We start from the raw sequence: 21,224 nt of genomic DNA, 5'->3' as shown, positions 1-21,224 counted from the left end.
CTATTAAGGACAACAATATCAAAATAGGTTATAAAAATGCAATCCTTGGCTATTTTTGTGCACAGATTATGAACGTACAATAAAGATAGCGAACATAACACCTAAAAGGCAGGGATGTATATGAGATTGGATGCCCACCAGCATTATTGGCTGATTGAGCGAGGGGACTATGAATGGATCACGCCGGAGGTTCCGGAGCTTTACCGAAATTTCCTGCCCTCCGATCTTAAGCCGCATTTGGATTCGCATCAATTGGACGGCAGCATAACGGTTCAGGCGGCACCGACCTTGGAAGAGACGGACTATCTGTTATCGTTGGCGGATCGCGATGCTTCCATTGTCGGAGTGGTAGGATGGATCGACCTGTTCGATCCGGAGCACCGCCGGCATTATGAGCGATTTCGGAAACATCCGAAATTTATCGGCTTTCGCATCATGATTCAGGATATGCCGGATGCCAATGTGATCCTGGAGCCGGCTTTTATCCAAGCATTGAATGAATATGTCAAGGAAGACGTCCCGATCGATCTTCTTGTTCGGAGTCATCAGCTGGAGACGCTGTTGAAGCTGATTGAGCAGGTCCCCGGCATCCGCGGCGTCATCGATCATCTGGGCAAACCGCCGATCCGAAGCGGACAGATCGAACCTTGGGAGAGCATCATGAAGCGAATCGCCCGTTTTCCGCGCATCTACTGCAAGCTATCCGGTATGGTCACCGAGGCGGAACATCGCCGGTGGAGCCAGGAAGACTTTAATGGGTATGTACATAAAGTGGCCGCGATGTTCGGTCCCGATCGGATCATGTTCGGCAGCGATTGGCCCGTGTGCCTGCTATCGGCGGGATATGACCAAGTGGTTGACGTATTGGCAGAAGCGCTGCCGAAGCATTGGGGAGAACGGGAACATGCGCGTTTGTTCGGTCTGAACGCCAAGGCGTTCTATAAGTTGGAAAAGGGTGGTGTTCATCATGAAATACCGTAAGTTAGGCCGAACCGGTCTGGATGTTTCGGTATTAGGCTTCGGAGCGTCTTCCCTAGGCTCCGTCTTTCGGGAAACCGACGACAGCGAGGGAATCCGTACCGTGCACGCAGCCATGGATGCGGGCATCAATTTGATCGATGTATCCCCTTATTACGGATTGACGAAGGCGGAAAACGTGCTGGGCGAAGCGATCCGACAATTACCCCGGGACCAATTTATCCTGTCTACGAAAGCAGGCCGCTATGGCGAGAATGATTTTGATTTCACGTCCAAGCGGATAATCGCCAGTATCGATGAGAGCTTGAAGCGACTCCAAACCGATTACGTGGACATTCTCTTTTTGCATGATATTGAGTTCGTTCCCGCATCCGTTGTAATGGAGGAAGCCCTTCCTGCACTCCAGCTTTTAAAGGAAAAGGGGAAAATCCGTTTTGGAGGGATTTGCGGTCTGCCTCTGCAGCTGTTCGAAAAATTGCTGCCCCAAATCGAAGTGGACGCCATCATTTCTTACTGCCATTATTCTTTGAACGATCAGACGCTTACCGGTTTGCTGCCGCTGCTTGACAAGGAGGGAATTGGGCTCATTAACGCATCTCCCTTATCCATGGGCCTTCTCGGTTCCCGAGGAGCACCCTCCTGGCATCCGGCTTCAGCGGATATCAGGGAAGCCTGCAGACGTGCGGCCGAGTATTGCGCTAAAGCCGGAACGGATATCGCGAAGCTAGCCGTGCAATTCTCGACTTCGAATGAACAGATCCCGACAACGCTGGTCAGTACGGCCAATCCCGACAATATACAACGTAATGCTGCTTGGAGCGAAGAGCCGCTGGATCAGACCCTCTTGGCGGAAGTATTGAAGATATTGGAGCCCGTACAAGGGCGGACTTGGACAAGTGGACGCCCGGAATACAATGAAGGCATCCGATGATGAAGAGGAGGCAGCTGGGATGAAGGGTATCGTATGTCAAGAGATCGGGAAATTTCAATACCGGGAGGATTTGCCCGAGCCTCCGTTGCTCGAAGGAGAAGCCATCGTCCGCATCAAGCGGATCGGGATTTGCGGTACGGATCTGCATGCCTTTCGCGGGAATCAGCCCTTTTTTACGTACCCGCGTATTCTCGGCCATGAGCTATCCGGCATCATTGAAAAAGTCGGAGCTAACGAAGAGGGATTGAAGCCCGGAGACACCGTCTGCGTCATTCCTTACATTCACTGCGGGGAATGTATGCCTTGCCTTAGAGGCAAAACAAACTGCTGTAGATCGTTGAAGGTGATGGGTGTGCATATCGACGGCGGCATGCGTGAGCGCATCTCCGTTCCGACTCGCCATTTGATGCGGGCGGAAGGGCTGACCTTGGATCAGGCTGCCTTGGTAGAACCGCTTGCCATCGGCGCTCATGGCGTTAAACGGGCGAATGTGACCCCGAATGATACGGTTTTAGTCATCGGAGCCGGTCCGATAGGACTGGGGATCATGGTTTTTGCCAAAGCGCTAGGGGCAACCGTTATTGCCATGGATATGAACGCCGATCGGTTGGCCTTCTGTAAAACCTGGGCGAAGGTGGATCATGCCATCCAGGTTGGAGATGAATTGTCCGATCTTTCGGCGCTAACGGATGGAGAATTTCCCTCCATCGTTTTGGACGCAACGGGAAACCAATCCTCCATGACCAACGCTTTTAACATGGTTGCACACGGGGGGACCCTGGTGTATGTCGGTTTGATTCAAGGGGACATTTCATTTCGGGATCCCGAATTCCATAAGCGGGAATTGACGCTGATGGGCAGCCGTAACGCGACCAGGGATGATTTCCATGATGTGATGAAGCGGATCTCGGAAGGCGGCATGGATGTAGATCCGTACATCACCCATCGATGCCGGTTTGACGATTTGATCCAAGAATTCCAGGGCTGGCTCCGTCCTTCCGCCAAGGTCATTAAGGCGATGGTGGAACTTTGAACCATTCTCTTGAATTGGTTTGAACATCGTTCAGATGAAAGAGGATAATGGAAGGTCAAACGGCAGATGGAAATGGACAGCATATTTCTTAATTTTATTTTGCAGTGTATGATAACAGTATGTCTTAATTTCTTCCACGCGGATTCTCTTCCATTGACGGACGAGGTTAAGTCATATTCGGGAATTCGTAAACGGTTACATTAGGAATCAAGGCGGGGATGGAAGGGATTGCCCTGGTAATTCAGGGCTTTTTTTAAATTGTATTCATACCGTGTATGACTACGGAAGGTTGCAAGCTGCAAGGGGGGGAGCGGACATGAAACCCGTATTCAAGATCATGATCGTGGACGACGAAATGCTTGTCAGGCAGGGGATTAAGCACCTTCTGGATTGGGAACAGGAGGGGTACCGAATCGTAGGCGAGGCTTCAAACGGTCAGGAAGCACTGAATTTGATGGATGAGGTGCGTCCTCATGTCATTCTTACCGACATCGTAATGCCCGTCATGGGAGGGGAGAAGCTGGTCAAGGTCGTTAAGGAGAAGTATCCCCACATTGAAATCATCGTTCTTAGCAGTTTCAGCGAATTCGATTATGTTCGGTCTACTTTTCAGAGCGGCGTAGCGGACTATATCCTGAAGCCGAAGCTGGAAGCCGATTATTTGTTATCCATCCTTAATAAGGTTACGGCCAAAATGGTCGCCATGAAGCCGGACGCCGATCCACGTGCGGATCAAGGGGAAGCGCAGATCCTGCAAGCCATCGAGAAACTCATGACGGGTTATGAGTCTTCGCTGGATCCCTTGCTGCTGCATTCGAGGTTTCCTTTCGGACAGTATTTGTTTTTCGGTGCGGATATGAAGCATATGAAAGAGTCCGGGGACAGATGGAGTTTCAGGAACGAATTGGAAAGCGAACTCCAAAAGCTAGCGATGGCCGACATGGTGTTTATGCGGTTGAAGTTTGTCAACGATACGGCTCTTTTTTTGCTGAACGTGAATCCCGAGCGGAGGAACGAACTTGTCATTGAACTCCGGCAACTGATCCCCAAACTGGCTCATGATACGAGTGAGACGCATTTTGTTATCAGCCAGTGCTTCGCCGACTTTAATAGTCTCGGCGAGGTATACCATGACAATTATCTGAAACTCATGCGATACGGCTTCTTCCTTAAGGATCGGACACTGATTGAATACGAACATTTGCCGGGCCTTTCGGATTCGCATCTCGAATACGACATGGGCGAGCTCATGGAACAGTTGAAACGCAAGCAGTACCGGAAGGCCTTCAGCGGCTTTTTGGAATACGCCTGCCTGCGCTCGATGGATTATCGTACCGATATTTTCGAATTCAAATCGTCGTTGGGGAATTTCATATTTAACGTGGCGACCACGCTTGGAAAAATGAAGGTCGAGACCGGAAGCCTGGAGAATGCCAAATACGACTATTTCCGAAAAATAGACGAAGCCAGGTATGCCGGCGAAGCTATCGCCGTTGTCGAAGCGTTCATCCGCGAAGCGGAACGTGCGATAGGCGAGACGAATACATCCGTTAATCCCAATATGGACAGGCTGCTTGAATATATTCAGGACCATTATGCCGACCCCATCACACTTACCGGAGTGGCCAGGCAGTTTCACTTTAATGCTTCTTATCTGTCGAGTTATTTTGCTTCGTATAATGGGGAGGGATTCAGCGAATACCTCAATAAAATCCGTTTGGAAAAAGCCATGGAGCTGCTTCTGACAACGGAACTTACGATTTCCGAAATCAGCGCCAGCGTAGGGTACTCCGATCAGAGTTACTTCACTAAGGTGTTCAAGAAGCAGACAGGCATCTCTCCGAGTCAGTTTCGGAGGCAAGACGCGCGGGAGATACGGGAATCATGATCGGAAATGTCATAACCAAGCTGCGAAAACAAGGATTATTCCTTAAGCTGTTTCTTGTGACCCTCATCAGCATCGTTACCGTTTCCCTCCTGACGCTGTCCATTACCATCAGCATGTCGGAGAAGTTGTTTCTGCAGACCTTCAGCATCACGAACGGCAAGCTGTTGAACCAGATGAAGTCAAACCTGGAGTCCTATAATAACGCTATAGCCACCGGTGCCACCATGATCGCCCAGAATGCAGCGATCCGAAGCTATTTATCGGGCGGAGAAACGGAGGCTGTGGCTCTTGCGATGAAAACGTACCGGATGACAGAGGGCATGAAGTCGATTCAGTCCAACTTTAGCGCCTATGACGTCGGCATCATGATCGTTGGAGCGAATGGCAGAAGTTATTCTACCGATCCTTGGTATTGGTCGGTCTCGGCCGAGGAACTGAAGGATCACCCGATTACCAAGACAACGATGGACCATCCTGCGCAAATCCTGTACCAGCTCTATCGCGGCGATGATCCTAATAACGCACAGGAGCCCATGCTCGTCGCCTCCAAAGCTCTCTTTGACCAGTCTACCGGCAGAATTTACGGCACCTTGTACGTAGCCATTCGCGACCGGAATTTTAAGCCCTTCTATGCGAATTTTACGAGCGAAGGCAATGACGTCGTGCTGTTGAACAAGGAAGGGGTCATTGTTTCCGCCAACAGGACCGAATTGATCGGGATGTCGGATGAGGGGCTGCTTCAAGAAGTCGTAACGGATCAGGGCGAGGGAGAAGACGATCAATCCGCCTATGTAATGGGGAACGAACGAATTGTATTCTCGGAATATTTGCCCGAATTCGAATTCTATTTGGTGAATATGATCGACAAGAAAGCCGTGACCGGACAGATGGTGAATGCAAAAGCCGTCACGTTGACGATCATGGCCATCGTTGCGATATCGCTTGTCATTGTTTTTCTGATCACCCGGCGAATGACGCAGTCGCTCCGCGTACTCGTCGAACAGATGTCGAGCATGCCGACGAGCGGGTTCGATCATCATGTAGATGTGGCAAACAGCAGTTATGAAGTGAAGGAATTAGGGAGCGCCTATAATTATATGCTTGATGCGCTGCATGATTATGTGGAACGATTGATGGAAACCCAGAAGCAGCAGCGAAACGCGGAGCTGGCCGCGCTTCAAATGCAGATCAATCCGCATTTTTTGTATAATACGCTGGCTTCGGTCAAATTTCTGGTGCAGCAGGGCAACAAGGAAAAAGCCGCGGGTACGATTAACGCGCTCATATCGCTCCTGCAAAATACGGTCAGCGATATTCATTCTACGATACCTGTGCGGCAGGAACTCGAGACGCTAAAGCATTATGTATATATTAATCATGTGCGTTACGGAGAGAAAATCCGCGTTCATTACTTCGTCGAGCCGGATAGCCTGGATTATCATATGCCCAAGCTCATTCTTCAGCCTTTTATTGAGAATGCATTCTTCCACGCATTCAACATCAAGGGAGAGGGAAGAATTCTGATCATGATTGCCGTTCAGGAAGACCAGCTTGTGTGTGAAGTCGTAGATGACGGGGACGGTATGAATCTTGAGCAGAACCTGCCCAAAGAAGACTCGTTGCCTGCACCGATGAGCAAACGTCAATTGTTCTCCGGCATTGGGATACGCAATGTGGATGATCGAATTAAATTGATGTACGGCGAGAAATACGGGGTCCACATTACAAGCAAACGCAGTGAAGGAACAAAAATCATCATTACGCTTCCATTGACCCAAAGCTAAAGATATTACAAGAACCTAAAAATAGTACCAGAGCCGGTATGAAAGCGAAAACAGGATCCAATAATAGCACCAAAGCTGACAAAGATAGTGCCAATGAAAACGAATACAAGGTGATAAGATGGATGCGTAACAGAGAAAACGCTTCCATCTTTTATTATTTTTCAGATTAAAAAGGGGGTTTACGGATTGAAAAAATTAATGAGTCTACTGTTGGCTGGCGTTGTACTCTTGTCGGCATGCTCTTCGGGCGGTACGGAAGGCGGATCCGACAGCACCGGCAATTCCGGCAATGAAGGCAGTGCCGGGACAAAAGAGATTACGGTTTGGGCTTGGGACCCGGCATTTAACATTGCGGCCATGAATGTTGCCAAGGAAGCCTATGCTCAAGTGAATCCGGATGTCACGATTAATGTGGTAGAGAATGCCCAGGCCGATATCGTCCAAAAGCTGAACACCGGGTTGAATTCCGGTTCCACGAAAGGGTTGCCTAACATCGTGCTCATTGAGGATTACCGTGCACAGAGCTTCTTGCAAGCGTATCCGGACTCCTTCTACGAATTGACGGACGTCGTGAAAGTGGACGATTTCGCGGATTACAAGATTGGCCCGACCAGCGTCGACGGTAAGCAGTACGGCGTTCCGTTTGACTCCGGCGTGACGGGAATGTACGTACGGACGGATTATCTCGAGCAGGCAGGCTACAGTCTGGACGACCTGCAGGACATCGACTGGAAGCAGTACATCGAGATTGGCAAAGCCGTCAAAGAGAAAACCGGCAAAAGCATGATTACGCTGGATCCTAATGACCTGGGACTTATCCGTATGATGATCCAATCCGCGGGGGCATGGTATACGGCGGAAGACGGCCATACGCCGACGATTGCTGACAATGCTCCATTGAAGGAAGCCTTTGAATTATACAAAGAAATGATGGATTCCGGCATCGTGAAGGTGAATTCGGACTGGAGCCAATTCGTCGGAGCATTCAACAGCGGTGAAGTGGCTACCGTGCCGACCGGCAACTGGATCACGCCTTCGATCAAAGCCGAAGCTTCCCAATCCGGTAAATGGGCGGTAGCCCCGCTGCCGAAGCTTGCAGCAACCGAAGGCTCTGTCCATGCATCCAACCTGGGCGGCAGTTCCTGGTATGTTATGAATGTAGAGGGTAAAGAAGCAGCTGCGGAGTTCCTCGCGAAGACGTTTGCTTCCGATGCTGAGCTGTATCAGACATTGAACACAAAAGTCGGGGTGATCGGCACCCTGAAAGCCGCTGCAAGCGGAGAAGCTTACGCGGCAGCGGATGAGTATTTCCAAGGGCAAAAAGTCGTTTCGGACTTTGCCGCTTGGACCGAACAAATTCCTAACGTGAACTACGGCATGAACACTTACGCGATCGAGGACATTATGGTCGTTGCCATGCAGGCGTATCTCGGCGGTAAAGACGTGGAAACCGTTCTGAAAGATGCGCAGGCGCAAGCCGATACGCAAATTCGTTAAAACACACTCAGGCAGTACAACCAATGCCCTTGCTCCTTCTTCTCCTGTAAAGTGGACATCTGCTGAAGGAAGGGGAGCGAGGGTTTTATTATTTCTATCCAAAAGAAATGATCAACAGAAGGGTGTGGAGTGGTGTGAATACAGAAAAAGCCAGGCTAAGCCCGCAAATTCACAAGGGCCTTAACAGTCAAAGGCGGATACGTTTGACAGGCTGGTTCTTTATCCTTGTGCCGGTTGTCATGATTAGTATTTTTTATTTCTATCCGATGGTTCAAGCGTTAATCCTATCCTTCAAATCGGGCAGGGGCAGCAATCTTCAGTTTGTCGGACTAGACAACTATATTCGCCTGTTCAGCGATACCACCTTCCTTACGGCCGTCAAGAACACGTTTATTTACTTACTCATTCAGGTTCCGGTCATGCTGGTGCTGGCACTCTTTATCGCTGTGCTGCTCAATGACGATCGATTGAAGTTCAAAGGTTTTTTCAGAACGGCGATTTTCCTGCCGACGGTAACCTCTCTTGTCGCGTACTCCGTCGTTTTCAAGTACATGTTCGGAGCTGACGGCATCGTCAATAAATTTCTGGTGAATCTTCATCTCATCCAGGAACCGATTCAATGGATTACCGACCCGTTCTGGGCCAAAGTCACGATTATCATCGCGATCACCTGGCGTTTTACAGGCTATAATATGATTTTCTATTTATCGTCACTGCAAAATATCGATAAATCCGTATATGAAGCTGCACGCATTGATGGTGCGAATGCCTTCACGCAGTTTTTCAAAATTACGATTCCGCTCTTGAAGCCGATCATCTTGTTTACGACGATCACATCGACCATTGGAACGCTCCAGTTGTTTGACGAGGTGGTTAACATCACCAAAGGCGGCCCCGGAAACGCAACCATGTCGATATCGCAATATATTTACAACCTTTCTTTCGAATACACGCCTGACTTTGGATACGCAGCTACCGTTTCTTATTCGATCGTACTCATGGTGGTCCTATTGACGATGATCCAGAACAAAGTTGGAGGTGACAAGAGATCATGAGAACCAAACGCGTGTTTACTTACCTGTTTTTAATTGTCGCTGCCCTGATCTCCATCTTTCCGTTTATCTGGATGGTTGTCAGTGCCACCAATCCGTCCGTGGACGTAACGAAAGGGACGCTGCTGCCGGGTTCGCACCTGGTCAAGAATATCAACAATCTGTTCAGTTCCGTGGACATGTGGCAAGCTCTGTGGAATTCCGCAAAAATCTCGGTGGTGACTACCGTGCTTTCACTGCTGGTAGCATCAGCGGCGGGTTATGGATTTGAGATGTACCGCAGCCGCGGCAAAGATATCGTATTTAATATCCTCCTGGCCTCGATGATGATTCCGTTCGCGGCAATCATGGTGCCTTTATTTCAGATGTTTGCCAAAGTATCGGGGGTTGTCCCCTTTCTAGGCATTGATACGGCAGGGGCTGTCATTCTGCCGACATTCACGACGGCCTTCCTTATTTTCTTCTTCCGACAAAGCACAAAAATGTTTCCCAAGGACATGATGGAAGCCGGTCGCATCGACGGACTCTCGGAGATCGGCTTGTTCTTCCGCATTTATATGCCGACGATGAAATCGACCTATGCCGCCGCCGCGATTATTACGTTCCTGAACAGCTGGAACAACTATTTGTGGCCGCTGATCGTGCTGCAATCGCCGGAGAATATGACCGTGCCCCTGCTGATATCGAACCTGGGATCAGGCTACGCCCCCGACTACGGTTTGATCATGTCTGCGATTGTCATTACGACGCTGCCGACGGCACTGGTGTTCTTCATGATGCAGAAGCAGTTTGTTGCCGGAATGACAGGTTCAGTTAAATAAAAAGGAGGAGAACAGATGAAACAGCAGCTTGAACGGGGAGTCGCGCCAAGCCTTGCATGGTTGTCCGATCCCGGCATATTCGCGGTAGGCAGGATGCCTGCGCACTCCGATCACCGATACTACGCAACGATACGAGAAGCCGATTTGCTTGGAGAGATGCCTTGGCGCCACAGTCTGAATGGAAGCTGGAAGTTTAGTTATGCGCATAACGCCAAGGAACGCCAAGCGGATTTTTATAAAATGGACGTTTCCTGCAGAGGATGGGATGATATTGAGGTTCCCGGACATATCCAGCTTCAGGGTTACGGGCAGCCGCAATACGTGAATACGATGTACCCATGGGACGGTGTGGAGTTTCTTAGACCCCCGATGATCTCAGAGGACCACAATCCCGTGGGCAGCTATGTGAAGTATTTCGACGTTCCTGCCGGCTGGCAGCAGCGCCCGCTGTACATTTCTTTTCAGGGAGTTGAATCGGCTTTCTATGTATGGCTGAACGGGGAGTTTGTCGGATACAGCGAGGACAGCTTTACGCCGAGCGAATTCGACCTCACGCCGTACTTGGCGGAAGGCGAGAATAAGCTGGCTGTCGAGGTCTATCAACGCAGCACCGGAAGCTGGCTGGAGGATCAGGACTTTTGGCGCTTTTCCGGAATTTTTCGCGACGTGTATCTATACACTGTACCTGACGTTCATGTTCAGGATCTGCATGTTCAAACCGATTTGGATGAAACGTATGAACTTGGAACGCTGAAGGTTGCGATGCAGCTCAAGGGCAGGCCTGCTTCGAAAATAGTCCTTGAGCTTAAGGATGCAGCAGGAAATCCAGTGGTCCGGGGGGAGACCGGAGCTTCCGGGGGAACGGCGTCGATTGCGTTAGCTGCGGGAAAGGTTAAGCGGTGGAGTGCAGAAGAACCTAATTTATATACACTGTACGTATCCGTCTATGACACATCCGGAAACCTTGTGGAGGTCGTGCCGCAAAAGATAGGTTTTCGCAAATTCGAGATGATCGACAAGGTGATGCACTTAAACGGCAAGCGCATTATATTCAAAGGCGTCAACCGGCACGAATTTAATTCCCATCGCGGACGCTGCATTACGAAAGAGGATATGCTGTGGGATATCAAGACATTAAAGCAGGCGAATATTAACGCCGTACGGACGTCGCATTATCCGAATCAGACGCTGTGGTATGAGCTATGTGATGAGTACGGCGTGTATGTTATCGACGAGATGAATTTGGAGACACATGGATCATGGCAGAAAATGGGGGCCGTTGAGCCATCCTGGAACATACCGGGCAGCAGGCCGGAATGGCAGGATATCGTGTTGGACCGTGCGATTTCCATGATGGAGAGGGATAAGAACCACCCATCGATATTGATCTGGTCTTGCGGCAACGAGTCTTATGCCGGAGAAGTCATTCGGAACGTTGCGAATGTTTTTCGGGAGAAGGACCCTACCCGGCTCGTGCATTACGAAGGGGTGTTCCATAACCGGGAATATGACGATGCGAGTGATATGGAGAGCCGCATGTATGCCAAACCGGCGGATATTGAACAGTATCTGTTAAACGATCCTTCCAAGCCCTACATCAGCTGCGAGTACATGCATGCCATGGGCAATTCCGTCGGCGGATTGCATAAATACACGGAGCTGGAGCGGAAGTATCCGATGTATCAAGGCGGCTTCATCTGGGATTTCATGGATCAGGTTATCGTGAAACATGATCGTTACGGCAAGCCTTTTATGGCTTATGGAGGGGATTTTGACGACCGCTCAACCGATTACAACTTCTCCGGCAACGGCATCGTATATGCAAATCGGACATGGTCCCCCAAAATGCAGGAAGTGAAATTCCTGTATCAAAACATCAAGCTGACACCGGATCGTTATGGCGTCACGATCCGAAACGAGAATTTGTTCGTGGGTTTGGATGCTTATCATGTTAAATACTCCCTGTATCATGGAGGCAGGGAAATCTATAGCGGAGCTATAAGCACCCAGGTTGGTCCCGGCGAAGAGGGATATGTAAAGCTGGAACTGCCTGAGGCCGGGTATCCAGCCGGTGAGTATGCGCTAGACGTTTCACTCGTGACCAAGAAGGATTCGTTATGGGCGGAAGCCGGTTATGAAATTGCATTTGGACAGTTTGTTTTCCAAGTGGAGGACGCGCTCGCTGTTGATGATACTGACAATGCGTCAGCGTCGGAGGCAGAACGCCTGCAATCAGGTTCAGAGGTTTCGCATGATAAGCCAGCGAATGATTTCCGTGTTGTTGAAGGGGACGTAAATATCGGCGTTCACGGACGCGATTTCTCCGTCATGTTCTCGAAGCAGGCTGGGACCCTCATATCCGTCAAGTATGCGGGACGGGAGATGATCTCTTCGCCGCCGGCGCCGCTCTTCTGGAGAGCGATGACGGATAACGATAAAGGGGCCGGGCTGCCGTTCGACTCCGCGCTTTGGTATGCAGCAAGCCTGACTCGAAGAACGGAAAGCTGCGAGCTAATGGAGTACTCAGATTGCGCAACCGTGACCTACGTGTATAAACTGAGCGTATCCGAAGGAATACGGGTGCGTGTATCCTACACGGTGTTTACCGATGGCAGCATTCATGTAAAGTCGGGGTATCAAGGAGAGCCGGGGCTGCCGAAGCTGCCGATCTTTGCTCTTACCTTCAAAGTGCCGGCGGACTACGACAACCTGGATTGGTATGCAAACGGGCCGGAAGAGAACTATATCGATCGTGCGTTCGGAGCTAGATTGTGTCGCTTCCGAAGTCGTGCGGCGGATCATGTTTCAGCCTATTTGGTACCGCAGGAATCGGGCAATCGTACAGGCGTGCGGGAGGTATCCATAACGAGCGATCAAGGTCATGGCCTTACGATAAAAGCGCCGGCGGCAGCACCGGTTGAGGCGAATATATCGCCCTATACCGCATTTGAGCTGGAGAATGCGACGCATCATTATGAGCTGCCGAACGTTCACCATACCGTTGTTACCATTGCCGGGCGGCAGATGGGGGTTGGGGGTGACGACAGCTGGGGGGCTCCGGTTCATGACGAGTATCAACTCGATCCTTCAACGGACATGTCCTTTGAATTTACCATTTGCAAAAGCCTAATCATGAAATAGTAGAATGCCAAACAACGCTCGGCTCACCAATATGGGTGGGCCGAGCGTTGCTTCATGCCTTCGTTGTAAGCATGATCAGCATAACCGTAGTATGAATCCGCCTATGCCGCGTCCCGCAAAATCAAATTTGATACCGAAACCAACTGTTAAAACCATGTGTAGTATGTTATATTTTGGATAATTTCACATGACAGTCGGGAGGGAATTCACCTGAGAAAAAAGAATTTCATGCTTGTTTCGATTCTTTCGTGCTTACTCTTGTTCTTGCTGCAGGCATGCAATGGTTCGGAACAGCCGGTCTCCGCGCCGGAAGTCAACAACCATCAGCAAACGAAACCGGTAGAGAACGAGGCTGAGGCTGAGCCAACGAAGCCGGCGGTAAACGACAACGATCGGAAGGCAATAGGCAGAGATCTATTAACGAAATATACTGAATCTTACTATAAGTTCACGACCACGGAAGCATTCGATGAAGGATACTTGAATGAGCTGTTCGATGAATCGATGCTTGACCATCCGGTATACCATGCTGCGAAAATTCATCACCAGACGGATCTGAAGAACTACGATAAGGCTGAGGTCGACAAAATCGAAAGTGAATCCGTCGAACCAGCGGAGGAAGGCGGATTCATTTACAAAGGGACTCTCACGGAACGAACATACCATAGGAAGGTTGAAGAGAATGACCCCCCTTACTTTTACAGCAAGAAGGACTTTGCGCTGCATATTAAGCAGGACGAGAACGGGAAGTACAAATTCTTTGACATGTCATTTGAGAAACGGATTTATTTCCCTGATATGTAAAAACGGAGGTGTCCGATATGGATTTGAACAATGACGCTAAAGAAATGGCTTCTGCTGCTGAAGAAAATCAGCAAAACGAAAAAGAACGACGCCCGATGTCGACCGGCAGCGGGCTCCTGGAATCGGCCATCGACAAGTTTGCCAGAGAAGGCGGTTTTGACGACTTGCCGTTGAAGGGAAAGCCGATCAAGATCGAGGACGGCGATGTGCTAACCAGTATCATGAAGAACGCGAATTACCAGCCGGCCTGGGTGGAGCTGAGAAAAGAAATCGCCGCCGACATCAAGCGTCTTCTTGACCTTCAGGATCCGAATGCGATTCCCGAGGCCGAGATAGAGGCCATCAACCAGAAAATTATGAAGTATAACCGGATCGTTCCGAATCCGCAGCTGCAAAAAGGTCTCCTGTCCGGGTCCCATTTGCACGCAGCCTATGATAAGTGGGAGTAGAGAATATCTTGAATGTGCTCCCCGTTACCGTCCGGGTGAACAAGCGAAAGAGACCTTGAAGCTATCCGCTTCAGGGTCTCTTTTGAATACGCTCGATTCGGTTCCAAGTTCGAACCAATCAGGGAGGTGGTGGCGAGCATTTACTTCCTGCCGCTGCGCCAAGCATCCAGCTGCTTCTGCACCTCTTGTATCACGTCGTCCATGCCTGCTTGCTTCAGCTCCTCGTTAAACTTGGGGAGGATCGCATCGACATCCACGGAGCCCGTCATGAGGCTTGGGTAATATTTATGCCAGACCATCTCGATGTTATCGGTTTGAGCGGTCAGCGCGGATAGATCGGGCGTAAATCCAAGCACGGTGGAATTGACGACTCCGGCGTTATATTGACGGAATTGCTCCCACTTGTCGAGGGGGTCCGGATTATCGCCGCCCATGGTTTTCAGGATAAACCAATTCCCCTGGGTGTACTGCACGCCTGAATAGCTGCTTGCAGGCGCATCCGGGATCGGATCGCCATGGCTGTCTTTGTCCGTTATCAGAACGACCTGCCCCTGTTCGTCCAATGTGTAGTGGACGCCTTCAATCCCATAATTGAATAAATTCCGTACCTCCGGGTCCGTATTAAGCAAATTCAGAAACTTAATGCATTCTACCGGATGCTTGGTATTGGCATTAACGGCCATGATGCCTCCCCTGACGGATTCCGTAGTAACGGTGCTGGGGGTTACGGGATTCGCTACAATCTTATAACCGCGATCCTTGCTCCAAGTCGTCTCCGAGAGCGGCCCCCCGCCGGAGGACTTCCAGAACACCTTGGCACCTCGTTTGAGCCCTCCCGGCTCGCGCAGCGCCGCGTCCTTATTGATAAAGCCTTCCTTATAATAATGCCGCAGCGTATCGAGAACCTGCCGGGCCTCCTTGGTTTCAAAGATATTCACCACCGATGCGCCCGGGTCCAGCGATTTGATCATCAAGGGCATCTTATGGTTCATGATGTATTCGTATCCGTGGAGAGCGAAGAAATTATGGGAATCCCGATCCAATTCCATGGGAATGTAATCCGGCTCTTTCTCTTGAATCATCCGGAGCAGCGCCTCAAGCGACTCCAGCGTATTGTACTTGGTGATGTCGATATGGTGCTTTTCCACGATCGAGGCGGGGTACATCCACTGATCGCGTACGGCTAACTCCTTGTTGGTAGGGACGCCGTAAATGCTGCCATCGTTCATGCGGACCCCCTGCCAAAAGGTGGGATCGATGGCCTCGTACATATCCATGCCTAGGCCAGCCAAGTGGTCATCAAGCCTCAGCCAAGCGCCGCGCATCGCGGTGGATGCATAGTCGGGCGCAAAAGCAATGTCGAACGGGCTTCCGGCGGATATCAGCGTGTTCAGCCGATCTTCATACTCCTGCCAGCTTACCTTGATATAGGTGATCGTCACGCCGATCTTGCGAGCCATGATTTCATTGATTTTATCATTGACGAGGCGAAGATCCTTGTCGGGCTCACCGATCGTATAATAGATCAGGTTGACCGTGTCGCCGACATGCGGTTCGTCGTCAAAGCCAGGCTGTCCGAAGCAGCCGGTTGTATAGAATGTGAACAGCAGCAGCAGGCTGATCTTCATTAAAGACCGTAAGCGTCTAGCGTATTTAACCATCGATGTCCTCCTTTCCGCCACGTATGCGTTACCCTTTTCCCCGCAGTTCAGAAGGAGATTTCCCGAAAAAGCTGTGAAAGTGCGTATAAAAATAATTGAGATTGTTGTAACCCACGGAAAACGCGATATAGGAAATTTTCTCATCCGTCGATTGAATTCTCTCCTGTGCCAGAAGCATGCGGTAAGCCATCAGGTATTCGGAAAACTTCATCGCGGTTTCTTTGAGAAACAATTGTCCGAGGTAGGTGCTGTTCATCTGGAAACGCTCCGCCACGGATTTCAAGGTGATGTTCTGAGCATACTCCGTCCTGATCATCAGCAGAATCCGGTTCACCAGCTTGGATAAGCTGTCGTAGCTAACGCCAAGCACCGGATCCTGGTTCATGCTTTCGCCGTTTCGGTTACCTATCGAACCGCCCAGATCCTCGACGATAATCTTCTCGATCACTTGCTGCAGCTTGGTACGTTCGACAGGCTTGAGCAGGTAGTCTTTAACGCCGCACCGAATGGCTTCCTGGGCATACTTGAATTCGCTGTAACCGCTCATGATGATGTATTTCGTAGGGATTTGAAATTCGTTGAGTCTTTGGATCGCTTCATATCCTAGCTCCTTGCCGATGCAGACATCGAATATGGCGACGTCCGGCAGCAGGTCCACCACCTTGGACATGGCTTCCCCCGTGGATTCGCAGGTTTCGATCCGGCCAAATCCGTATTGCTTCCAATCCAAGATTCGCTTCATTCCCTCCAATATCTGAGGTTCGTCATCCACAATCATCAGTTTGTACATGTTCAATCACCTCTTTTGAAATCCGCACGGAAATCTTGACTCCAGCTTCCTCATTATTCTCAATCTCGATCGAAAGGCCGTTTCCATAAAAGAAATGAAGGCGCGTATATACGTTGCGCAGTCCGATACTATGGGATGAAGTTTCATCATGGTTGGACAGCGTGCTGCGGACGACATCCAAACGCTCCGGCGGAATCCCGCTTCCGTTGTCCACGAATTCCAGCACATAACCATCCTCAGCTTCAAAGCCATTGACGACGTATAAATTAAACTCATGATTCGCGTTAAAGCCATGAATGAAAAAATTCTCAGCCAGGGGCTGCATCCAGAATTTCACGGTAGGGATCGAGTGCAGCGCCGGCTCGACATTGATTTGATAATAAAAACGCTCGGGGTACTTGAACTCCATAATCTCCAAGTACTTCTGCAGCAATTCCAGCTCGCTTGCAATCGAAATGATATTTTCCTTTTTGACGATTTCACGATAGAGCGTGCCTAACGTAGCAATGGCGTCGGCGGTGTCCCGGTCTTGATTCACAAGCGCCGTGGAGCGGATAACCTCCAGCGTATTGTATAAAAAATGAGGGTTGATTTGGTGTTGAAGCGCTTTCATTTCGGTTTCCTGCTGCTTGATCTTGAGCAGATACTCATTGCGGATGTGCTTGTCCAGCTGCTGAATCATATCGTCCAATTCCCTGGCGATCATGCCATATTCGTTGCGACGGTACCGGGCGGGGCGGTTCGGCGTAAAATTGGCCATTTTTACCCGTCCGATCGATTGAATGATACGGCGGAGGAAAAGGGCATCGTCCCGCATATTGTATGCGATGAGAAGAAGCACGCTGACCATGGCCGTCAATACGATCAGAAAGATGGCGACCAGCATCCCGGCATGCTCACGAATCAGCATGGATAAATCAATGATGCTAATAAATTTGAAATTAAACTTGGTGGACGGAAAGGAAACGAACAAGATATGCTTCCATACACCCCTCGATATAAAACCATGGCTGCGGCCGTCTGCCTCGGCCAGTCGGGACAGCTCCTCCAAGTCCTGGTCCTGCCCATTGCCGATGAGGTAGGTTTCGCCGGTAGCACTGACCGCGGCGGCATTGCCAAACCGGAAATTACGAATGGATTTAAAAATTTGATCGCTGCTGACCAAAAAGCGCATTTCCCCGAACTCCTGAGCGCCCGGCGTCGGATTCGACAGTTTCTTGCGATAGACGAAGCCCTTCATGATCGTATCGCGGAACGCCTCGTCCGTATTTGGCAGCCCGAAGGTAAAGCTTGTTATCCCGTGCTCATTAAAACGTACGACATTGCCGTAATGGCCGGTATGCAGGCTAATCTGCGTGATTTCGCCCTGCGCCCAGCTGTACAGATAGGTCTTCACATCCTGGGGAAACGAAACCAGCGGCTGGGAGAAATGGCTGTTCTGCAGCCTGCTGGTTAAATAGCCTTCCGCGCTGCTGCTTAGAAAGCTGCGAGCATCGTCCATCAGTCCGGGATTGGAGTAGATGCGCTGCATGTAAGCCTCGATTCGGTCAGCATCATACTGCAGCTCATTCTCCACGCGCGCAAAGGCATTAGCCGCCTCGATGCGGGCATTGCCCACCCATTGATTCAGCAGCATGGCACTGGTCAGCGTACCAAGCGTCAGACCGATGACCACGACGAAGATGACATAGGCAATAAACTTGTGGCGATAGATTTTGATTTGTAAAAATGAGCCCATACGACACCTCAATTGCAGCAGGTCGCTTTAAATATGCGCAGCTTAATCTCAATGTAACACGATTCACGCCAAGCTTCATAGATAGGATGGAAAAAGCATCCCTTAAAAGTGTCCTAATAAGGGATGCGCAGGAATTTACTTGAAGTAATTATTGATCTGCTCTTGGGCGGCTTGCATGATCGTGTCCATGCCGGCCGACTTTAATTCAGCGGTGACCTTCGGTATCACTTTCTCCGGATCGGATGCTCCTGTAATGATTTCATATTTGTATTTATCCCACACGGCCTGGCAGTTCGCCACTTCGGTCTGAAGATCGGTGATGTCCAGCGCAAAGCCGAGGACGGTGGAGGAGGTCGCTGCATCGTTCAGCTTTTTAACCTGCTCCCATTGATCTTCAGGAGCGCCTTTCGTAACCGCCAGATTAAAGAACGTGCCTTGCGTGTAAGCCGCGAGCGGCCAAGTATCGGATGTACGCTCAATCACTTTTTCGCCATCGACGTTGTTGTAATCCACGCCCAACTCGCCGAATGCCAGCATATTGCGAAGTTTAGGATCCGTATTCACCAACTCAAGGTATTTCAAGGCTTCCTTCTTATACTTGGAATTCGCCGAAATCGCGTTCAGCGAGCCTTGGATCGTACTGGTGGTATAGATCGGCCCGTAATGCTGAACCATATCGTACTTCTCGATGGCGTCATTGATCTGCCAGCTGATCTCGGCTCCCGGGAATGCCTGGGCTGCAAAGAACGGTCTGCCTTTGTCGTTCTCCGTCTTCGTCGGCGCATCCGGGTTGATGATGCCATCCTGGTACCATTGATGCAGCAGCTTCAGATTAGCCACAACATCAGGCTGCTCCAGCACGGAGACAACCGTGCGCGATGCGTCGTCCGCTTTGACGCCGATCGGAGGGAAGCCCAGGGTTAAATCGTCATAGTCGTTAAAGAAGCCGTTCAAGCCTTCGCCTTGCGTCATTGGCAGCGGATAGAAGCTTTTGCCTTCGCCGGCCTTCATGTCATGAAGCGGCTTATCCAGGTCCTGCAATGTTTTGATATTGTTGATGTCGATATTGTACTTTTGCACGTACTTATCATCGAATACCCAGTACTGCGTCAGCGCGGAATCCTTGTAAGTCGGAACGGAATAATATTTGCCGCCGATCTTTGTGCCTTCCCATACCTTCTCGGGAATCAATTTGTATAAGTCCGGCGTTTCGCTCTGAACCAGATCCGTAATATCGGCAAACGCGCCCATAGCCACTTGCTTGCTGTATTTACCGCTGTTCGTGAACATGATGTCGAATGGCTCGCCGGTATTCACGATGGTATTCATTTTGGTGTCCCATTCACCCCAGCTGGCTACCTTGATGTCGACCTTCACGCCAATCTTCTCGGCCGTGTAGGCATTCATGGCATCCACCGCTTTGCTGAAATTGTTAGGCACTTGGCCGCCGATGGTCCACCAGGTCAACGTCGGTACATCCTTGCTTGCCGTTTCGGTGTCATTGGACGTGTCCGGCGTCGCTTGGGATCCGTCTGTCGCAGGTGCAGGCTTCGAGCCGCCGCAGGCTGCCAAAGCAGTCAACATAAGCGTCAGCACGCACAGCGTAGAGATGAACTTTAATGCTCTTTTCATTTCATTTCCCCCTTTTTGAAGTTGGATTACCTAAGTGTGTACAGCGGATATTTATCATAAACCAAGGTTGTCTTGGTTTATTTCGTCATTAGCCCTTCACCGCGCCGACCGTCAATCCGGAAATAAAATACTTCTGGAAGAAAGGGTAGGCGAATGCTACGGGCAGCACGATGAGAATGGCGACCGCCATGCGGGCGGATTCCTTCGGCATCGTTGCGACGAGCATCGCGTAGCTTACGCCCATACTCGCTGCATTCTTCGCGAGTGCGTCCACATTGCTCATTAGGCTGTTGAGCAGCGCTTGCAGGGAATACAGGTTCTGGTTGTCGATATACAGCATCGATTGGAACCAGTCGTTCCAGTAAGCAAAGCAGAGAAACAGTCCGATGGTGGCGATGACCGGCAGCGAAATCGGCATGATGATGGAGAAGAAGATTCGCAGCTGGCTCGCGCCGTCGATTTCGGCTGATTCGATCAGCCCGTCGGGAATCGTGCTTTTGAAAAAGGTTTTACATATGATGACGTTGAACGATGAAACGGCGAGCGGGAGAATCAGCGCCCAGATGCTATCTTTCAGTCCCAGCAAATTCGTGTTGATGAAGTAGCTGGATACCAAGCCGCCGTTGAATACCATCGGAATGAATACCACCCAGGTCAGAAATCCCCTCAGCTTATAGTTGGGGCGAGAGAGAACGTAACCCATGGAGGCGGTCAGCAGCACCCCGAGCACGGTACCAACCACGGTCACGAGGGCGGATACGCCGAGGGCCCGCAGAATCATCGTTCCCTGCTTGATGATGTAGACGTAAGCCTCGGCCGACATGGCGACCGGCAGCAGATGATATCCGGTCTCACGGATGGACTCCTCACTGGAGAAGGAGATGGACAGTACAACGATTACAGGTATGACGCAGAGCAGCGCCAACAGGATAAAGATCAGGTTGAACAAAAGGTTGACGGCTTTGTTTGTGCGGTTAAACTTCTCAAGGCCTGTCTGATAAGTAGATTTCGATGTCATCTTCTTG

The 21,224-nt window shown here is 50.3% G+C and carries 16 protein-coding genes; 11 read left to right on the top strand and 5 right to left on the bottom strand.

Going from position 1 to position 21,224, the window contains the following annotated elements:
* Positions 1-120 precede the first annotated feature (120 nt).
* The 11 genes from MHH82_RS24365 to MHH82_RS24315 all read left to right on the top strand — a co-directional run bounded on the left by MHH82_RS24365 (position 121) and on the right by MHH82_RS24315 (position 14,378).
* Positions 121-981: an amidohydrolase family protein gene (locus MHH82_RS24365; RefSeq protein ID WP_340968224.1), complete on the top strand. Its 861-nt coding sequence runs from the start codon at positions 121-123 to the stop codon at positions 979-981.
* On the top strand, positions 968-1,909 hold the full coding sequence (locus MHH82_RS24360) for an aldo/keto reductase (protein WP_340968222.1): 942 nt from the start codon (positions 968-970) through the stop codon (positions 1,907-1,909). The genes MHH82_RS24365 and MHH82_RS24360 overlap by 14 nt, the downstream gene beginning before the upstream one ends.
* Positions 1,910-1,928: 19 nt before the next feature.
* On the top strand, positions 1,929-2,942 hold the full coding sequence (locus tag MHH82_RS24355; RefSeq protein ID WP_340968220.1) for a zinc-binding alcohol dehydrogenase family protein: 1,014 nt from the start codon (positions 1,929-1,931) through the stop codon (positions 2,940-2,942).
* A 316-nt stretch (positions 2,943-3,258) separates the two neighbouring features.
* Positions 3,259-4,830 (top strand): response regulator transcription factor, encoded by a 1,572-nt coding sequence (locus MHH82_RS24350; protein ID WP_340968217.1) that lies wholly within the window; start codon positions 3,259-3,261, stop codon positions 4,828-4,830.
* Positions 4,827-6,614 carry a cache domain-containing sensor histidine kinase gene (locus MHH82_RS24345; protein ID WP_036659653.1) on the top strand — a complete coding sequence of 596 codons (1,788 nt, stop codon included), beginning with the start codon at positions 4,827-4,829 and terminating at the stop codon, positions 6,612-6,614. Before MHH82_RS24350 ends, MHH82_RS24345 begins: the two co-directional genes overlap by 4 nt.
* A gap of 186 nt (positions 6,615-6,800) precedes the next feature.
* Positions 6,801-8,111: an ABC transporter substrate-binding protein gene (locus MHH82_RS24340; RefSeq protein ID WP_036659651.1), complete on the top strand. Its 1,311-nt coding sequence runs from the start codon at positions 6,801-6,803 to the stop codon at positions 8,109-8,111.
* A gap of 239 nt (positions 8,112-8,350) precedes the next feature.
* Complete coding sequence (locus MHH82_RS24335; RefSeq protein ID WP_235201618.1) at positions 8,351-9,166, top strand: carbohydrate ABC transporter permease; 816 nt, start codon at positions 8,351-8,353, stop codon at positions 9,164-9,166.
* Positions 9,163-9,984 (top strand): carbohydrate ABC transporter permease, encoded by an 822-nt coding sequence (locus MHH82_RS24330; RefSeq protein WP_015736885.1) that lies wholly within the window; start codon positions 9,163-9,165, stop codon positions 9,982-9,984. Before MHH82_RS24335 ends, MHH82_RS24330 begins: the two co-directional genes overlap by 4 nt.
* 15 nt (positions 9,985-9,999) lie before the next feature.
* Complete coding sequence (locus MHH82_RS24325; protein WP_340968214.1) at positions 10,000-13,125, top strand: glycoside hydrolase family 2 TIM barrel-domain containing protein; 3,126 nt, start codon at positions 10,000-10,002, stop codon at positions 13,123-13,125.
* Positions 13,126-13,353: 228 nt separating this feature from the next.
* A complete protein-coding gene (locus tag MHH82_RS24320) occupies positions 13,354-13,929 on the top strand; it encodes a hypothetical protein (RefSeq protein ID WP_015736883.1) in 576 nt (191 codons plus the stop codon).
* A gap of 17 nt (positions 13,930-13,946) precedes the next feature.
* Positions 13,947-14,378 (top strand): DnaJ family domain-containing protein, encoded by a 432-nt coding sequence (locus MHH82_RS24315; protein WP_015736882.1) that lies wholly within the window; start codon positions 13,947-13,949, stop codon positions 14,376-14,378.
* Positions 14,379-14,518: 140 nt separating this feature from the next.
* Here the strand turns inward: MHH82_RS24315 and MHH82_RS24310 are convergent, their stop codons facing one another.
* The 5 genes from MHH82_RS24310 to MHH82_RS24290 all read right to left on the bottom strand — a co-directional run bounded on the left by MHH82_RS24310 (position 14,519) and on the right by MHH82_RS24290 (position 21,217).
* A complete protein-coding gene (locus MHH82_RS24310) occupies positions 14,519-16,039 on the bottom strand; it encodes an ABC transporter substrate-binding protein (protein ID WP_340968212.1) in 1,521 nt (506 codons plus the stop codon).
* 28 nt (positions 16,040-16,067) lie between these two features.
* On the bottom strand, positions 16,068-16,829 hold the full coding sequence (locus MHH82_RS24305) for a response regulator transcription factor (RefSeq protein WP_251497964.1): 762 nt from the start codon (positions 16,827-16,829) through the stop codon (positions 16,068-16,070).
* On the bottom strand, positions 16,804-18,567 hold the full coding sequence (locus tag MHH82_RS24300) for a sensor histidine kinase (RefSeq protein ID WP_340968211.1): 1,764 nt from the start codon (positions 18,565-18,567) through the stop codon (positions 16,804-16,806). The genes MHH82_RS24305 and MHH82_RS24300 overlap by 26 nt, the downstream gene beginning before the upstream one ends.
* 135 nt (positions 18,568-18,702) lie before the next feature.
* Positions 18,703-20,199 (bottom strand): ABC transporter substrate-binding protein, encoded by a 1,497-nt coding sequence (locus MHH82_RS24295; RefSeq protein ID WP_015736878.1) that lies wholly within the window; start codon positions 20,197-20,199, stop codon positions 18,703-18,705.
* A gap of 88 nt (positions 20,200-20,287) precedes the next feature.
* Positions 20,288-21,217 (bottom strand): carbohydrate ABC transporter permease, encoded by a 930-nt coding sequence (locus tag MHH82_RS24290; RefSeq protein WP_009593207.1) that lies wholly within the window; start codon positions 21,215-21,217, stop codon positions 20,288-20,290.
* Between the last annotated feature and the right edge of the window lie 7 nt (positions 21,218-21,224).

Source organism: Bacillus sp. FSL K6-6540 (assembly GCF_038007545.1).
Note: the sequence above shows the minus strand (reverse complement) of the source record. Positions and strands in the feature narration are given on the sequence as shown.

Excerpts from the sequence above, each read along its gene's own strand:
- MHH82_RS24365 (WP_340968224.1), top strand. The coding sequence starts at position 121 with ATGAGATTGGATGCCCACCAGCATTATTGGCTGATTGAGCGAGGGGAC.
- MHH82_RS24360 (WP_340968222.1), top strand. The coding sequence starts at position 968 with ATGAAATACCGTAAGTTAGGCCGAACCGGTCTGGATGTTTCGGTATTA.
- MHH82_RS24355 (WP_340968220.1), top strand. The coding sequence starts at position 1,929 with ATGAAGGGTATCGTATGTCAAGAGATCGGGAAATTTCAATACCGGGAG.
- MHH82_RS24350 (WP_340968217.1), top strand. The coding sequence starts at position 3,259 with ATGAAACCCGTATTCAAGATCATGATCGTGGACGACGAAATGCTTGTC.
- MHH82_RS24345 (WP_036659653.1), top strand. The coding sequence starts at position 4,827 with ATGATCGGAAATGTCATAACCAAGCTGCGAAAACAAGGATTATTCCTT.
- MHH82_RS24335 (WP_235201618.1), top strand. The coding sequence starts at position 8,351 with ATGATTAGTATTTTTTATTTCTATCCGATGGTTCAAGCGTTAATCCTA.
- MHH82_RS24330 (WP_015736885.1), top strand. The coding sequence starts at position 9,163 with ATGAGAACCAAACGCGTGTTTACTTACCTGTTTTTAATTGTCGCTGCC.
- MHH82_RS24325 (WP_340968214.1), top strand. The coding sequence starts at position 10,000 with ATGAAACAGCAGCTTGAACGGGGAGTCGCGCCAAGCCTTGCATGGTTG.
- MHH82_RS24320 (WP_015736883.1), top strand. The coding sequence starts at position 13,354 with ATGCTTGTTTCGATTCTTTCGTGCTTACTCTTGTTCTTGCTGCAGGCA.
- MHH82_RS24315 (WP_015736882.1), top strand. The coding sequence starts at position 13,947 with ATGGATTTGAACAATGACGCTAAAGAAATGGCTTCTGCTGCTGAAGAA.
- MHH82_RS24310 (WP_340968212.1), bottom strand. The coding sequence starts at position 16,039 with ATGGTTAAATACGCTAGACGCTTACGGTCTTTAATGAAGATCAGCCTG.
- MHH82_RS24305 (WP_251497964.1), bottom strand. The coding sequence starts at position 16,829 with ATGTACAAACTGATGATTGTGGATGACGAACCTCAGATATTGGAGGGA.
- MHH82_RS24300 (WP_340968211.1), bottom strand. The coding sequence starts at position 18,567 with ATGGGCTCATTTTTACAAATCAAAATCTATCGCCACAAGTTTATTGCC.
- MHH82_RS24295 (WP_015736878.1), bottom strand. The coding sequence starts at position 20,199 with ATGAAAAGAGCATTAAAGTTCATCTCTACGCTGTGCGTGCTGACGCTT.
- MHH82_RS24290 (WP_009593207.1), bottom strand. The coding sequence starts at position 21,217 with ATGACATCGAAATCTACTTATCAGACAGGCCTTGAGAAGTTTAACCGC.